Here is a 14,382-nt window from a genome sequence, read left to right as displayed (position 1 = left end):
AGAGAAATGAGACTTGAATGTCTGAAAACAACGGCTTTCAGCCTCCAGAACCGCCACGGTATCCGGCTGACCCGACGCCGGAGCAACCGACGCCGGGTCAGCCGGGAGGGCAGCCGCCGGTGGGGGATCAGCCGCAGTTCGCCGGCCAGCAGTACCCGGGCCAGCCACAGTACCAGCAACCTTACGGCGGTCAGTTTCCGCCGAGTGCGCCGGGCAAAGGCCTAGGCATTACGGCACTGGTGCTTGGCATCGTGGCGTTTGTTTTAGCTTTTCTTCCGATTATCAATTTCGTGTCGTACCCGCTAGCCATTGCAGCGATTATCTTGGGGATTATCGGATTCGCCAAAAAGGGTGCATCAAAGGTCATGCCGATAGTTGGTGGCGTTCTTGGCGTTCTTGCTTTGATTATTGCGATCATCGTCACGGTCATTGGTATCGCATTCGTCAATAACATCAAGAGCAACGTTGACGATCAATACAGCAGCGCTGCCTCGAAGATTAGTTCCGCAGCTTCTGAAGCCAGCAGCGCCGCAGCGCAGTACAGCAATGACTCGGCCAAGGTGCACACCGTTAAATATGTTGCGACCTCAAATGTGGCCGCCAAGGCTGACTTTTCCAATGAGACCGGTACTTCTAATGAAGCAGTATCCGGAACGTGGGAAAAAGAAGTCACCATGAAAGGTAGCTTTCTTTTCCCCACGGTAAGCGTTTCAGTCGATGATTTTTCAACGCAGAGCAATTTGAGCTGCGAGATCTTTATTGATGGACAAAGCATCTCAAAGAAAACCGGTTCTATTTTGGTAATTTGTTCTGGCAATCTGAAGTAGCAACAAAACAGCAAAGTCTATCGTCGCCGTCAAACTCCCACGAGCAAATAGGGAATAGCAACAACCGCGCCAGCCGGCACTCCGGCGATCACCTGGCCGATGGTGTGGTCCTTCAGCACCACCCGAGACCAACCCACAGCGATGGGTAAGAGCAGAAGCGGCCACCACATCCAGCCAAATGAGCCGACGACGGCGACGGCCACAAAGGTAGCGACAGCGTTATGGACTGAAAGTTTCCAAAAGGAATTGACTGCACCGACCACAATCATGCCCAGAAGTGTTCCGGCTAGGCCGACGATGATGACTTTGGGTGCGTGCAAAATCAACAGCAAGGCGAAACCGATGATGGCGCTAACCATCGCCGCCAGAATGATCGGAAGACGCTGTCGTCGATCTCGCACATGATGATCAGATACTTTGCCTTTGCGGGTAGCGAATACTATGCCAGCAAAGGGGGATCAGCACCGCGAAGACAGCTGCGAGCAGGCCAAATCCTGCACCATTCCAGCCTTCCTCATCGGCACCTGTGCCGATGAGGAAGACCGTGACTAGAACAGTAGGGGCGAATATTTCAGTGATAACTCGGGCGATGATTCGGTTCACCAAATCAGACTATCGAGTAAAGCCTGGGCTGCACGATCAAATAATCGTGGTCGGCAGTTGTTCAAGCATTAAGACATGACTCCCGGCCGTCGTCATTGGGGGATACGACGGCCGGGAGCCATTAATGAAAAATATAAACCACACACATCAGGCGCGCAAGATGCATCAGGCGTGTTGCAAAAAGATTATCTTTTGTTTGGCCTAGAAGCTCAGCGCTGGAGACGATAGCCGCTTTTGGGCATAAAGTGTGGCCTCCAGCTCTGACTATTGGGGGATGCCAGACCTGGAGGCCTTCAATAAATATACAACCAGATGTATAGGCTGCCAAATCACTGTTGGTGACGGGGAAATTTCTTGCCAAATTGAGCGCGGAGTGGTCTCCGTTGTCACTTTGAGCGGTCACGAAGTTGGCCTGCTCTCCAGAGCGACTAGGCTAGGGATATCAGGATTCGTACCAGTCACGGAGGAAGAATGTCTGCACAGATCGGGGTTACCGGCCTCGCTGTTATGGGTGCCAATTTGGCGCGGAACCTAGCCAGAAACGGTTTCACAGTCGCTTTGCATAATCGTTCGGTCAGTCGTACCGACGAGCTATTGGCGAAGCATGGCGATGAGGGCAATTTTGTCCGCACTGAAACTTTGCAGGAGCTGGTTCACTCTCTAGAGAAGCCGCGCCGAGTTTTGATTATGGTCAAAGCAGGTGCGCCAGTAGATTCTGTGGTTGATCAGCTCGTCCCTCTTCTTGAAGAGGGCGATATCGTCATTGACGCTGGCAACTCGCACTACACCGATACCCGACGACGCGAAGCTGACTTGGCCACAAAAGGTCTTCATTTCGTTGGCATCGGAGTCTCCGGTGGCGAGGAAGGCGCACTTAACGGCCCGTCAATCATGCCGGGCGGCTCGAAAGAGTCATACCAAGCGCTCGGCCCGTTGCTCGAAAAGATCTCAGCCCATGTAGATGGTCAGCCGTGCTGCGCTTGGATCGGTCCGGACGGCGCAGGCCACTTCGTCAAAATGGTGCACAACGGCATCGAATACGCCGATATGCAAGTTATCGGTGAAGCTTATGATCTACTCCGGAGCGGTGCAGGCATTGAGCCAGCTGAACAGGCAGAAATCTTCAAGGAATGGAATAAGGGCACGCTCTCTTCGTTCCTGATCGAAATTACCGCCGAGGTACTGGGCCATGTCGATGCGAAAACCGGCAAACCTTTTGTCGACGTCGTCGTAGACGCTGCGGGTCAAAAGGGTACCGGTCGTTGGACGGTTATTTCGGCCCTCGAACTCGGTTCGCCGACGTCCGGCATCGCAGAGTCGGTCTTCGCTCGCGCACTCTCATCGCAGAGCGCGCAACGCGTGGAAGCGCAAGGCACGCTTGCCTCGGCAGAAGTGCAGCTGGAGCTCGGTAACGATTTCATTGAAGACGTACGCCAAGCACTCTTCGCCTCGAAGCTGGTTAGCTACGCACAGGGCCTGGATATGCTCACTGGTGCCGCGAAGGAATACAACTGGGATCTAAAACTTGATGAAATTGCCTCGCTTTGGCGTGGCGGTTGCATCATTCGGGCAGAGCTGCTCAAAGACATTACCAAGGCCTATTCCGCCACGGACAAGCCCGGCAATTTGCTCTTTGCACCAGCATTCACTCAGGCCATTGCTGAAGCATTGCCGGCCTGGCGCAGGGTGGTATCCACGGCAGTTCAGCTGGGAATCCCGGTTCCGGTCTTCTCTTCATCTTTGGCTTATTACGACGGATTGCGTCGCAAGCGGTTGCCGGCTGCGCTAACCCAGGGCCTGCGCGATCTATTTGGTGCGCATACTTACCAGCGGGTTGACGTTGACGGTACTTTTCATACGCTGTGGGGCGAAGATAAGTCCGACATCGAAGCTGTTGATAGTCACTAAGCTGAAGAATCCTGTGAGCTGATTCGCGATAGTAAGACGAAGGGGCGTTAGCAAGAAGACCAGTCTTCTTGCTAACGCCCCTTCGTCTTACTATCTGAAATCGTTAGATGTACATTGCTGGGTCGATGTACTCGGCCGGATCAACCGCGGGCGCAGTTTCCCGCTTTGCATCACGGTGCCGCCAGGTGGCCGGAATTCCGGTAACAATCGACTCCGCGGGTGCGTCTTTGACGACCACGGCATTGGCGCCAACAGCAGAGTCTGGGCCAATGACGACCGGGCCCAATATCTTCGCACCGGTGCCAACCGTCACACGGTCGCCCAACGTCGGATGACGTTTGATCTTCTCTAGCGACCGGCCGCCCAAGGTGACGCCTTGGTAGAGCATTACGTCGTCGCCAATTTCGGTGGTTTCTCCGATAACCACGCCCATACCGTGATCGATAAAGAAGCGACGGCCAATTTTCGCACCGGGATGAATCTCTACGCCGGTCAGCCAACGAGTCAACTGAGATAGCACCCGAGCAGGGAATCGCAGCTCGGGGCGTTGCCACATTTTGTGCGTCAGCCGTTGCATCCAGATTGCGTGCAATCCGGAATAGACGAAGAAGTTTTCTACGTCACTGCGAGCTGCCGGATCGTTTGCTCCGGCAGCTGTAAGGTCTTCACGGAGCCTGGCAAGAAAGGCCATGGACCTCTTTCAGTTAATTTCGATGCATTCCGGGTTGTAGCCGGTTTAGCTCAGCCGCGAATATCGTCATAAAGCACAGTTGAAATGTACCGCTCGCTGAAGTCGCACACCACTGCGACAATCAGCTTGCCAGCATTTTCAGGTCGCTTTGCCAATTCAAGTGCGCCCCACACAATCGCGCCTGAGGAGATACCGCCCAAAATTCCTTCTTGGGTACCCAAAGTGCGAGCGACCGCCACGGAGTCTTCGATCGTGGCATCAAGAACTTCGTCGTAAACCTCGGTGTCCAAAATCTCAGGCACAAAGTTCGCGCCTAGGCCCTGGACCTTGTGCGGACCAGGAGCGCCACCGTTCAAAATGGCCGAATCTTTTGGCTCAACGACAACAATTTGCACACCGGGTTTGCGTTTCTTAAGCACCTGACCGACACCGGTAATGGTTCCGCCGGTGCCAACACCGGAAACGAAGATATCCACCTTGCCGTCAGTATCTGCCCAGATCTCTTCCGCGGTCGTGGCGCGGTGCACTGCAGGATTAGCCTCATTGGCGAACTGTTGGGCCCAAATGGAATTCTCCGTTTGCCCAACAATCTCCTTCGCTTTCTCAACTGCGCCGCGCATTCCCTCGGAGCCAGGCGTCAAGACAATCTCGGCTCCATAGGCCCGCAGCATCATGCGGCGTTCAGTAGACATAGTCTCTGGCATGGTCAAGATGACTTTGTAACCACGTGCGGCACCGACCATAGCTAGGGCAATACCAGTATTGCCGGAGGTGCCTTCGACTATAGCCCCACCGGGCTTAAGCGCACCAGCTTCCTCAGCCGCATCGATGATTGCCTTACCGATTCGATCTTTGACACTGTTTGCCGGATTGTAAAACCCCAGCTTTACCGCCACCGTAGCGTCAAGTCCTTCGGTCAGCCGGTTTAGTTTGACCAAAGGGGTGCCGCAAACCAGCTCGGTCACATCGTTGTAAATAGGTGCCATGACAAGGTCCTGTTCTGAGTCGAAGCCTGCTGAGCCTTTATGCAGGAAGAAGTTCCTAGCTAGCCTAACCGTGCAGATGACTTCAGATTAAGTAGTGAGCCATGAAGAGTAATATTTCCGAGCTTTAGCCAGCTTTGGATTGATGATCACCTGGCAATATCCCTGTTCTGGATGCTTGGCATAAAAGTCCTGGTGATATTCCTCTGCCCGGTAAAAATCGGGCAACCGTGTGATCTCGGTAACGATCGGATCCGACCAGAGCGGCTGAGCTCGCATAATCGCCGCGTTGAACGCTTCTTCTTGTTCCGCATCGACATAGAACATTGAGGACCGGTACTGGGTCCCGACGTCGTATCCCTGCCGATTCAAAGTAGTTGGGTCATGCGAAACAAAGAACAGATCGAGGATGACCTCTTCGGGGATGACCGTCTCGTCAAAGGTGACCGCAACAACTTCAGCATGTCCGGTGATTCCGGCACTGACGGATTCGTAGTCAGGGTGCCTCGTGTGGCCGCCGGTATAACCGGAGACGACCTCGGACACGCCTTTGGTTTTCTGGTAGATGGCATCAAGGCACCAGAAGCAGCCTCCGCCCAATACAAATGTTTTCACGTTTGATTCAATGTTTGGCGGGCGAAGATGATTCCCAGCAGACCTTACGAAAGTGCAACATAGGATGGGTCCATGGATGAGGCGAACGGAAATCAGGAGCAACCTGAGCCGGTAGAGCAGATCGCAGTACCAGCTCTTGCGGAAGTGCTCCTGGCTGTCGAAGAATTGTGGCCGGAGTCTTTGGCCGAAGATTGGGATGCAGTTGGGCTGGTCGTTGGTAGGCCAACTTCCTCCGTGCAAAAAATTCTCTTTGCCGTTGATCCAAGTATTGAAGTGGGTGACGAGGCGCTCGAATGGGGTGCAGATTTACTGATTACGCATCATCCCTTGCTATTGCGCGGCGTCAATACCGTAGCCGCGACTACGGGTAAAGGTCAGGTTGTGCACGCGCTCATTGAGGGCGGCTGTGGGCTGCTGACCGTGCATACCAACGCGGACAGTGCGGTAGGTGGCGTTTCTGATGTGCTGGCGGATGCCTTGGAGCTGTCAAACGTCAAGCCGTTGCAGGCTGCCAAACACGGCCTGCCAGAAGAAGGAATGGGCCGGGTGGGTGAGCTTCCACAATTACGCAGCCTGGCAGATGTGGCTGAGCTCATCTTCAGCGTTTTGCCAGCAGTTGCTGGTGGGGTCCGAGTAGCAGGGGATAGACAGGCGTTGGTCCGCAAAGTTGCGCTGTGCGGCGGCGCAGGTGATTCACTGTTCGACGCCGTCCGTGCGGCTAACGCGGATGTCTATATCACGGCGGATTTGCGCCACCACCCAGCAACGGAAGCTCGTGAATCCGCAGCCGATGGCCGGCCCTTCCTCATCGATCTCTCACACTTCGCTTCGGAATGGTTATGGCTGCCGGCGGCGGCTTCGGCGCTGGGAAATGTTCTGGGGGATCAGGGATTCGACGTCGAATTACGGGTTAGTCAGATCAATACCGACCCCTGGGACTTTGTCCTCACTCCGGGAAGTGACTGAACTTGAGACGAACAGGACATAGGCTTGGATGATCGAGTCTGATCGACTCACACGATGGAGGGGTAACTGATGGCGAAAGCAGCACCGGCTGAGCAATTGCGTTTATTGGAATTGCAGGCTTTGGACGGCCGGGCGAAAAACTTGGATGTGCAGGCCAAGACTTTGCGGGCCGATCCGCGCCTGACTGCACTCCAAACCGAACTCGACGGTGTGCAATCAGAGTTGAGCCACTTCAATGTGGAACTTGCAGATGCGCAGTCGGAGCTCAAGCGAGCCGAGGCCGACGTCGAACAGGTAGTTTCTCGGATTGATCGCGATGAGGCCAGACTAAAAGCAGGTGGCCTCTCAAAAGACCTCATGGCGCTGCAAGCCGATCTGGTTTCGCTTGCCAAGCGTCGCTCAGACCTTGAAGATACCGAGCTGGAAGTTATGGAGCGGGTCGAGGAAATTAGCGCTAGGCAGCAGGGGCAACTTGCCATTGCGGAGAAAGCGCAATCCGCGCTTGCCGCAGTTCAAGCAGAGATCGATGCCCAACTGGCGGTAATTGCTGCTGACCACGCAACAGTGCTGGATCAACGTCTAAACCTGGCGAGTACTTTTGACGCTGGCTTGCTGGCAATTTACGACAGAACGTTAGAACGTCGCGGAATTGGAGCTGCGCGGTTGTTCCACGGCACCTCAGAGGGCTCAGGAATGCAATTGAGCCCAGGAGACCTGGCCGACCTCGCTAAGACTGCAGCCGACGAAATCGTGTTTTGCCCGGATTCTGGCTGCATCCTAGTCCGCTCTTCAGACTGGAGCTGAGCGGTCAAAGGGTTTTCATTCAGCTAGAGCGTACCCATTAATTCTTGGCGGCCGCAAAGCTAATACCCTCGGGCAAGATCAAGCTGAGTCCGTGCGGTTTTTTCGAGGTTCCGGGCACCATCCCGGCTTGCCATTTTTCTTGTGCAATGACCAAGAGCTCCTGAGGAGTCTGCGCAGCTTTTCCCTGGCGAGTTAGCAGATGGCGGGCAAGTTCGCCACGAGTGTGTTTGGCGAAGTGCGAAACGACTTTTCGCTCGCCAGCACGTTCTTGAAATACGTTGATCTCTACAGTTTGCGCGCTTGGCGGCGTCCAGGCGGTGCTGTACGTGCTGGATCGGCAGTCAATCACCAGCTGATCTTCGGCGAGTTCCGCCAACGCGCGACTGAGCAATGGCTTCCAGAACGAGGCTAACCGCCCGACGCCAGGCAGCGACACAGACATCGAAAGTCGGTACGCCGGGATTCGATCGGCAAACCGAACCGCGCCCCACAGGCCCGATATCACCACCACCGACTCATCGGCCTTTCGGCGCTGCGTCGGCGTCATACTGCGATATCCCAGAGCGTCGAACAGGACTCCACTGTAGACACTGTGTGCTGCCGCAGCTGGCTCGTGGGCCAGCTTGATGTTGCGAGCTACTTCAGTGGCAAGGGAAGCGCCAACTCCGAGTTTTTGCAGCGCCTGCGGGTGCAAGGAGACCTCCGCTAGCTCACGAAGAACGAGTGAGCGGGCCTCGCTCAATTCGGGAAAGGACAGTTCCGCGAGGTTCATCGACGCAGTTCGCAGCGCGGCGGTCTTGCCTTCGGAGGGTGGCAGCAGAATGAGCACGGATTGAGCTTAGCTGCTTCGGTACGGTCGCATTCGCAGGCTGTGATTTAGCTCACCATTCGGCGCCTCTTTGGCCCAATTTAGGCGAAAAAGTTCCCGCTCAGCGAACCCCCAGGCTCATTCAGGAATGCCAAAGTAGATCTTGGCGTTGCCGAGAAAAGACACCTCAAAGACATCGCCAGGCATTGAAAGAACGAGAACATGGAACTATTTTCCCCAATAACCGTCGGAGACTTCACGCTGCCCAACCGGATGGTGATGGCGCCGTTGACTCGACTCCGATCTGGTGCGGACGGCATCCCCGGCGAGCTAATTGCCGAGCACTATGCGCAACGAGCAAGTCTGGGGTTGATTATCAGCGACGGAACCTACCCCAGCCACGACTCGCGTTCTTACCCTGGGCAACCGGGAATCGCCTCTGACGAACAGGCTGCTGGTTGGGCTAAAGTCGCTGACGCGGTTCACGCCGAAGGCGGCCGAATCTTCATGCAGGTGATGCATGGTGGCCGCACAGCGCACACTGCCATCACCGGCACCGAAAGAATCGTAGCACCAAGCGCGATTGCAATTGATGGACTTGTCAGGCTTGGTGGCGACAAAGGGCCGCATCAAGTTCCGCATGCGCTGACCGAAGCAGAGATTGCCGGTGTACGCGATGAATTCGTCGCAGCCGCCCGTCGCGCTGTTGATGCCGGATTCGACGGAGTCGAGATTCATGGCGCAAACGGTTACTTGGTGCATCAGTTCCTGTCACCGGTTTCAAACGTTCGCGAAGACCAATACGGCGGAACTGCGCAAAACCGGGCGAGGTTTGCGATTGAGGTGGCAGAAGCAATTGCCGCCGAGATCGGTGCAGGCCGCGTGGGCATCAGGCTTTCGCCGGCCCATAACATTCAAGATGTCTTGGAAACCGATGAGGCCGACGTCGCAGCCACCTATCAGGCGGTTATCGATGGTTTGGCGCCTTTGGGCCTTGCTTACGTCAGTGTTTTGCACCGGGAACCTCAGAGCGATTTGGTGCAGAATTTGCGTTCGCGTTTCGGAGGAACCTTTATGTTGAACCCCGGCTTTGCCGAGGTTACCGACCGTGATGAAGCGATCAGCCTTGTGGCAGAGGACCTAGCTGACGTCGTGGCCGTCGGGCGGCCGGTTATTGCCAACCCTGACTTGGTTCGACGTTGGGAATTAGATCATCCAGAGAATGTGCCTGATCCCTCAACTTTCTACACCACAGACGCCGTCGGATATAACGACTACCCGCTTTTGAGCGCCTAAATTCAGACCTAAGCGGTTCCACTAACAGCTTGGCCCGACCACCCAGCAATCAATTGCTAGGTGATCGGGCCGAGCTGTTGAAAAAGTGTTTCAACGTGAGATTCGACACGATGCTAGCCTTGTCGCCAATTCTTTGCTGAAAGAACGCCTAGAATTGTCAGCGGATCTGAACCAACGGAGTTTCGATCCAGGAAGGAAAACCCGTGACTGTGAACCCCGAAGCTGCCCACGAGACCTGGGCAAAACGCGAGGCGATGGCCGAGACCATGATCCCCTTGATCGGCCGACTCTACCGGGAAAACAATGTGGTGACGAGCGTTTACGGTCGGTCCCTCATCAACCAATCTGTGGTCGATCTACTCAAAGCGCATCGCTGGGCCCGTCAGATTGACGATGTCGAGCTCCCGTTGGAAGAGACTCTGCCGATGTTGCAGGTTCTGGATCAGCTCAATCTTGGCGCTGCGTCAATCGATCTCGCTCGGCTCGGCCTGCGCTTCAAAGCTCAGCAAGCCGATGGCGAACACGACAATCTCGAAGATTTTTTGCGGACTGAACTCGCTGAAGTAGTGGATCGTCAAGGAACCGACGACCGCAACAGCACCGATGTGGTTCTTTACGGCTTTGGCCGAATTGGTCGATTGCTAGCGCGAATCATGATCGAACACGCCGGCGACGGAAATGGCTTACGGCTGCGGGCGATAGTGGTGCGTAAAGGCTCTGAGCAGGACCTAGTCAAACGTGCCAGCCTGTTGCGTCGCGACTCGGTGCATGGACCTTTCGATGGCACGATCACCGTGGATCAAGAGCATAATACGATCTTGGCTAACGGCACCTTGATCCAGGTGATTTATGCGGATAACCCGGCAGCGGTTAACTACACCGCCTACGGCATTAAAGATGCCTTAGTGGTGGACAATACCGGCCGTTGGCGCGATGCAGATGGTTTGGCGCAGCACTTACAAAGTGCGGGCGTGGCCCGAGTCCTGTTGACCGCACCTGGCAAGGGCGATCTGAAAAACATCGTGCATGGGATCAACCACTCAGCAATTTCGGACACGGATAAAATTGTCACTGCCGCGTCGTGCACCACAAATGCGATTACGCCAGTGCTCAAAGTGCTTAACGATAAATTTGGCATCGTCCATGGCCACGTTGAGACTGTGCACTCGTTCACGAATGACCAGAACCTTACAGACAATTTCGATAAGGGGGATCGTCGGGGTCTTTCAGCGGCTTTGAACATGGTGCTCACTGAAACCGGGGCTGCGAAAGCGGTTGCAAAAGCTTTGCCGGAATTGCTCGGCAAACTGACCGGTAACTCAATTCGGGTACCCACGCCGGATGTCTCAATGGCGATTCTGAACCTCAATTTGGAAAATGAGACTAGTAAAGAAGAGGTCAACGCCTATCTGCGCGATGTCTCGTTGCATTCGGATCTACACCGACAGATCGACTACATTGACTCTCCAGAGGTTGTTTCAACCGACTTTGTTGGTTCACGTCGTGCTGGCATCGTGGACGGATTGGCAACAATATCGTCCGGTAAGAACCTGGTGCTCTACCTTTGGTACGACAATGAATTCGGCTATTCCTGTCAAGTAGTTCGCGTCATGGAAGAGATGGCTGGGGTTCACCCGCAGGCATTTCCCAAGGCTTAATGAGCTCTGAAAAACCGTATCGTCGGGCAGCGAAACTGTCGGTGCCCGACGATACTATTTAGCCGTGTCAGGATCTAGATTTCCCGTTCTGGGCCGCAAAGCCAATCGATTTTCTCGATTTGCTGCCTGGTCGGCTTCTGGTGCAAAGATCTTGAGTATTGCCGCGCCAGTTTTGGCTAAGATCATCTTTTTCTTGGCGAGGGAATCACCGAATCTATTCTGGTGGGCTGCCGGAACTTTATTGCTAAGTCTGCTGTTGCAATTAACAAGTTTCGCCTGGGAACGCCGTTTGTCTGCGCAGTCTTTAGTGACCAATAATGTGCTCAACACAGATGTGGCTCGAATGGCAGCGTTTTTAGCCGCGATGCCGCGGCAAGGTGAAGCTGCGCGCGTGAGCATGCTAAATGAACTTGCACGCTACACGGTGGATGTATTGGTGAATGTCTATCACGGGGTGAAAGATGTTCGAGCGATCGCCTACACCTTAGCTGCGAGTAACGACAGCTTGGAAGTATTTCGGCACGCGGGCTTGCGTGAACCCTCCGGACCATTTCTGGCTACAGATCCTGGCCGAGGGCAGAAAGCACTCAGTTTCGTCCTCGATTCCTCGCCAGCTAGCTTATTCATTCCCAACATTGCTAAAGAGCGGCCAGATTATTATGGTGGCAGCGGGCAAGGTTATGGCACCTTTATCTCGTTGCGAATCCACGATGGATCAGAGGCGTATGGCATGCTCACCTTGGACGCTGCGCGTGTCGGTGAACTTACCCAAGACGATGTCAAAGTAGTCCAAATGTTCGCGAACTTGCTCGCTGTTGCTTTTGGCCATGTTGCTGCAGCAGGCTCCACACATCCTCGCTACCGAGGGATAGAATAGTGATGACGAAAGGGCGACGATGACATCGATTCCGTTCGGGCACGCCAAGCTCAAGCACCCGGCTCCCGCAAAGCTCCCAGACCTGTCTGATCCGCGCGTGGTCGAAGAAATCTGGGCTGAGGCAGAGAAGTCCGCTAAAGCATCCCGTCGAGCCAGGTTCGGCCTGTTCCGGAGCACAAAGCCCGTACGCGACTGACGAACGCTCGCGCCTTGATCCGGTAGACTTGAGGGTCGGATGGGGCAACTGGGCGATCGCGTGTTGTGCAAACAACCCGAGGAACGTCCGGGCTCCGAAGAGCACAGTGGTGGGTAACACCCACTCGGGGTAACCCGCAGGCCAGTGCCACAGAAAATAGACCGCCTCTGCATGCAGAGGTAAGGGTGAAACGGCGGTGTAAGAGACCACCGCTTTCCGGGTGACCGGAAAGGCTAAGGTAAACCCCACTGGGAGCAAGGCCAGACAGGGCACGTTTGAGGGCTGCTCGCCCGAGTGTCCGGGTAGGCTGCTAGAGGGCGTCGGCAACGGCGTCCGTAGATGGATGATCGTCGCTTCTATGCTGGTAACGGCGTAGTAAGACAGAACCCGGCGTACAGGTTGCCCCATCCGACTTCCCGGCAAGGAATCGCAGCTTGAATCGCACTTTAGGTCTCGGGACTAGAGCTCGCGTGCTCGCGAACCTGGCCGACTTGTCTCGTCCGGTAAGCGCAATTGATCATCAAGGCGCAAGAATAATACCGGTAAAATTGCGGCAAGCGATGAGATTGCGCTATGCCGCCCGGTTGATCCAACCGATAGGTATTGAGTTGCAATTTCACGAATTTTCTCGTGTAGCGACCTTCGATTTGATACCCAGCAGATGTATGACTACCCCAATCAGGGGGCCCAGGTACAGAGCAAGAAGCGTTCTTTCGACAAGGCCAATGGGGACGAACAATAGTCCGATGGAAACCACCACTGCCGTAACCCAGCCTGTCGTGTAGACCTTATGCACGTTTACGGCTAGCGCGGCGGTCCCGGACAACACCAACGAGCCCATGAAGACGCCGCCGAAGGTCAAGGCAGCAAGTACCACCCCCGGCACCAATCCGGCGTAGTTTTTGTAAAGCAAGTCAAAAAGTGTTGGCCCAAGGAAAAAAGCCAAGATGGCCCCGAAGATGCCCAGCCCGAAAATCGCAGCTAGTGGCCTGAACATCGCTCTAAACGGCGCTTCCTTGTGTCTTAGGAATGCCGCAATAGCAACACCCTGGAACGCCAGCAGCGGAATCATAATTGGGGATCGCGTTATGCCAATGACCGCAATCAAGGCGTTCAATTCAGGGGTTGCAGATCCATAAATGATCAGGAGAGCGAAGGGGAACCCAGCTGTCAGCACCGCCGACCCGAATGATGAGACCGTGGCTAGCCCGATATTCCTGGCAAATCTGCCTGCGGGTACATCGGCTCTGGCTCTGAACAGGTTTCGCGCATCACGGCTCAACAAGACAAAAACGACCCAGATGAAGCTGGCGGATACCACGGCAACCTCTAGCCCAAAGACTGAGCCTGCAAAGACTGCGGCTAGGACTAAAGCCAACAATCGCCAGGCCGCCTCTACGCCGCCCAATCCAGCAAACAGGAACCACTTTCCCAGCCCAGCCGCAGCGCCCGCAAGCGCAGTTTGCACTGAGAACAACACCACGGTGAGCGAAATGAGAAGCACCGAGGGCCAAGTGAATTGCGGCAGATAAGTGGCACTCCAAAACGGTGCCGATATCAACACTAGTAGTCCGCCGCCGAGGCCAAACATGAGCGCGGGTGGGACGACCAAGGTCCTCTTCGTGTCTGAATCGGTTTGTAGTTGATTTCCGACGGCCCGCGTTGTCTCCTGCTGAATGCCTGAAATGATGCCGAATATCGCAAAGACAATCGGCCAAAATACGCCCTGGAATTGAGCGAATCCAGGAACATCGAGCACCCTGGTTGCAATAATTGATGCGGCCCAAACGGTCACCGCTGCCACGATAGATGCCGAAAACAATGCCATCGCCTCGTACTTGCTGATCAATTTCTTCTTACTCAAAAAGCGCCTCATTGCTCGTGAACTTCAACATTCAGGGTGCGGACCATTTGCGCGTCCGTAAACACGATATCGCTATGGAACGTAGTCTGTTGCACGGATTGCCTACGCTCCAACACCTGAAAGACCTCGAGGCGTGAGCTTTTCCGAGCATCAGTGTTTACAAGTACCCATAAAATTCTTGACCATCCGCATCATCGGGCCAAGGTTCCAAAACTGAAAACGACGCATCAACGAACTAGCGCGTAAGTCAGCTCTACGACGCCAAAATTCGTTGGTATCGCAACTG

General features: G+C 54.9%; 16 protein-coding genes and 1 other RNA gene. 9 read left to right on the top strand and 8 right to left on the bottom strand.

Annotated features, from left to right (window positions below; all coding sequences use genetic code 11):
• Nucleotides 1-17 precede the first annotated feature (17 nt).
• On the top strand, nucleotides 18-827 hold the full coding sequence (locus RSAL33209_RS14650; RefSeq protein WP_012246681.1) for a hypothetical protein: 810 nt from the start codon (nucleotides 18-20) through the stop codon (nucleotides 825-827).
• 29 nt (nucleotides 828-856) lie between these two features.
• Here RSAL33209_RS14650 and RSAL33209_RS16625 read toward each other — a convergent pair whose 3' ends face one another.
• The 3 genes from RSAL33209_RS16625 to RSAL33209_RS17830 all read right to left on the bottom strand — a co-directional run bounded on the left by RSAL33209_RS16625 (nucleotide 857) and on the right by RSAL33209_RS17830 (nucleotide 1,833).
• The gene (locus tag RSAL33209_RS16625) at nucleotides 857-1,228 is read right to left on the bottom strand and encodes a phosphatase PAP2 family protein (protein ID WP_012246680.1); all 372 of its coding nucleotides are present in this window, start codon (nucleotides 1,226-1,228) and stop codon (nucleotides 857-859) included.
• Between the two features lie 7 nt (nucleotides 1,229-1,235).
• A complete protein-coding gene (locus tag RSAL33209_RS16620; protein ID WP_145962100.1) occupies nucleotides 1,236-1,430 on the bottom strand; it encodes a hypothetical protein in 195 nt (64 codons plus the stop codon).
• A gap of 121 nt (nucleotides 1,431-1,551) precedes the next feature.
• Nucleotides 1,552-1,833 carry a hypothetical protein gene (locus RSAL33209_RS17830; RefSeq protein ID WP_158539324.1) on the bottom strand — a complete coding sequence of 94 codons (282 nt, stop codon included), beginning with the start codon at nucleotides 1,831-1,833 and terminating at the stop codon, nucleotides 1,552-1,554.
• A gap of 68 nt (nucleotides 1,834-1,901) precedes the next feature.
• Between RSAL33209_RS17830 and gndA the strand changes: the two genes are divergently transcribed.
• Nucleotides 1,902-3,338 carry an NADP-dependent phosphogluconate dehydrogenase gene (gene gndA / locus RSAL33209_RS14640; protein WP_012246678.1) on the top strand — a complete coding sequence of 479 codons (1,437 nt, stop codon included), beginning with the start codon at nucleotides 1,902-1,904 and terminating at the stop codon, nucleotides 3,336-3,338.
• Between the two features lie 103 nt (nucleotides 3,339-3,441).
• Here the strand turns inward: gndA and epsC are convergent, their stop codons facing one another.
• The 3 genes from epsC to msrA form a co-directional block, all read right to left on the bottom strand.
• Complete coding sequence (gene epsC / locus RSAL33209_RS14635; protein ID WP_012246677.1) at nucleotides 3,442-4,029, bottom strand: serine O-acetyltransferase EpsC; 588 nt, start codon at nucleotides 4,027-4,029, stop codon at nucleotides 3,442-3,444.
• Nucleotides 4,030-4,079: 50 nt separating this feature from the next.
• The gene (gene cysK, locus RSAL33209_RS14630) at nucleotides 4,080-5,015 is read right to left on the bottom strand and encodes a cysteine synthase A (RefSeq protein WP_012246676.1); all 936 of its coding nucleotides are present in this window, start codon (nucleotides 5,013-5,015) and stop codon (nucleotides 4,080-4,082) included.
• 87 nt (nucleotides 5,016-5,102) lie between these two features.
• Entirely contained in the window at nucleotides 5,103-5,627 is a 525-nt protein-coding gene (gene msrA, locus RSAL33209_RS14625; protein ID WP_041684860.1) for a peptide-methionine (S)-S-oxide reductase MsrA, read from the bottom strand.
• A gap of 72 nt (nucleotides 5,628-5,699) precedes the next feature.
• On the opposite strand from msrA, the gene RSAL33209_RS14620 reads away from it, so the two are divergent.
• The gene (locus RSAL33209_RS14620; protein ID WP_012246674.1) at nucleotides 5,700-6,593 is read left to right on the top strand and encodes a Nif3-like dinuclear metal center hexameric protein; all 894 of its coding nucleotides are present in this window, start codon (nucleotides 5,700-5,702) and stop codon (nucleotides 6,591-6,593) included.
• Nucleotides 6,594-6,662: 69 nt separating this feature from the next.
• Nucleotides 6,663-7,397: a zinc ribbon domain-containing protein gene (locus RSAL33209_RS14615; protein WP_012246673.1), complete on the top strand. Its 735-nt coding sequence runs from the start codon at nucleotides 6,663-6,665 to the stop codon at nucleotides 7,395-7,397.
• 37 nt (nucleotides 7,398-7,434) lie between these two features.
• Here the strand turns inward: RSAL33209_RS14615 and RSAL33209_RS14610 are convergent, their stop codons facing one another.
• On the bottom strand, nucleotides 7,435-8,226 hold the full coding sequence (locus RSAL33209_RS14610; protein ID WP_012246672.1) for a YaaA family protein: 792 nt from the start codon (nucleotides 8,224-8,226) through the stop codon (nucleotides 7,435-7,437).
• Nucleotides 8,227-8,427: 201 nt separating this feature from the next.
• Here RSAL33209_RS14610 and RSAL33209_RS14605 point away from each other — a divergent pair, with 201 nt between their 5' ends.
• The 5 genes from RSAL33209_RS14605 to rnpB all read left to right on the top strand — a co-directional run bounded on the left by RSAL33209_RS14605 (nucleotide 8,428) and on the right by rnpB (nucleotide 12,643).
• The gene (locus tag RSAL33209_RS14605) at nucleotides 8,428-9,501 is read left to right on the top strand and encodes an alkene reductase (protein ID WP_012246671.1); all 1,074 of its coding nucleotides are present in this window, start codon (nucleotides 8,428-8,430) and stop codon (nucleotides 9,499-9,501) included.
• Between the two features lie 203 nt (nucleotides 9,502-9,704).
• Nucleotides 9,705-11,159, top strand: a complete 1,455-nt coding sequence (locus RSAL33209_RS14600) for a glyceraldehyde-3-phosphate dehydrogenase (RefSeq protein ID WP_012246669.1) — start codon at nucleotides 9,705-9,707, stop codon at nucleotides 11,157-11,159.
• A gap of 64 nt (nucleotides 11,160-11,223) precedes the next feature.
• On the top strand, nucleotides 11,224-12,036 hold the full coding sequence (locus RSAL33209_RS14595) for a GAF domain-containing protein (protein WP_012246668.1): 813 nt from the start codon (nucleotides 11,224-11,226) through the stop codon (nucleotides 12,034-12,036).
• A 19-nt stretch (nucleotides 12,037-12,055) separates the two neighbouring features.
• On the top strand, nucleotides 12,056-12,232 hold the full coding sequence (locus RSAL33209_RS17665; protein WP_155116088.1) for a hypothetical protein: 177 nt from the start codon (nucleotides 12,056-12,058) through the stop codon (nucleotides 12,230-12,232).
• A 40-nt stretch (nucleotides 12,233-12,272) separates the two neighbouring features.
• Nucleotides 12,273-12,643, top strand: an RNA gene (rnpB, locus tag RSAL33209_RS16735) — RNase P RNA component class A.
• 205 nt (nucleotides 12,644-12,848) lie between these two features.
• Here the strand turns inward: rnpB and RSAL33209_RS14590 are convergent.
• A complete protein-coding gene (locus tag RSAL33209_RS14590; RefSeq protein WP_145962099.1) occupies nucleotides 12,849-14,096 on the bottom strand; it encodes a hypothetical protein in 1,248 nt (415 codons plus the stop codon).
• Between the last annotated feature and the right edge of the window lie 286 nt (nucleotides 14,097-14,382).

Origin of the sequence: Renibacterium salmoninarum ATCC 33209 (assembly GCF_000018885.1) — a bacterium.
In the GTDB taxonomy this organism is placed as follows: domain Bacteria; phylum Actinomycetota; class Actinomycetes; order Actinomycetales; family Micrococcaceae; genus Renibacterium; species Renibacterium salmoninarum.
The sequence above is the reverse complement of the archived record's forward strand: the minus strand, read 5'-3'. Positions and strand labels throughout refer to the sequence as shown.

What these genes read in the sequence shown, in the direction of transcription:
- RSAL33209_RS14650 (WP_012246681.1), top strand. Translation starts at nt 18, where the DNA reads ATGTCTGAAAACAACGGCTTTCAGCCTCCAGAACCGCCACGGTATCCG.
- RSAL33209_RS14605 (WP_012246671.1), top strand. Translation starts at nt 8,428, where the DNA reads ATGGAACTATTTTCCCCAATAACCGTCGGAGACTTCACGCTGCCCAAC.
- RSAL33209_RS14620 (WP_012246674.1), top strand. Translation starts at nt 5,700, where the DNA reads ATGGATGAGGCGAACGGAAATCAGGAGCAACCTGAGCCGGTAGAGCAG.
- cysK (WP_012246676.1), bottom strand. Translation starts at nt 5,015, where the DNA reads ATGGCACCTATTTACAACGATGTGACCGAGCTGGTTTGCGGCACCCCT.
- gndA (WP_012246678.1), top strand. Translation starts at nt 1,902, where the DNA reads ATGTCTGCACAGATCGGGGTTACCGGCCTCGCTGTTATGGGTGCCAAT.
- RSAL33209_RS14615 (WP_012246673.1), top strand. Translation starts at nt 6,663, where the DNA reads ATGGCGAAAGCAGCACCGGCTGAGCAATTGCGTTTATTGGAATTGCAG.
- epsC (WP_012246677.1), bottom strand. Translation starts at nt 4,029, where the DNA reads ATGGCCTTTCTTGCCAGGCTCCGTGAAGACCTTACAGCTGCCGGAGCA.
- RSAL33209_RS17665 (WP_155116088.1), top strand. Translation starts at nt 12,056, where the DNA reads ATGACATCGATTCCGTTCGGGCACGCCAAGCTCAAGCACCCGGCTCCC.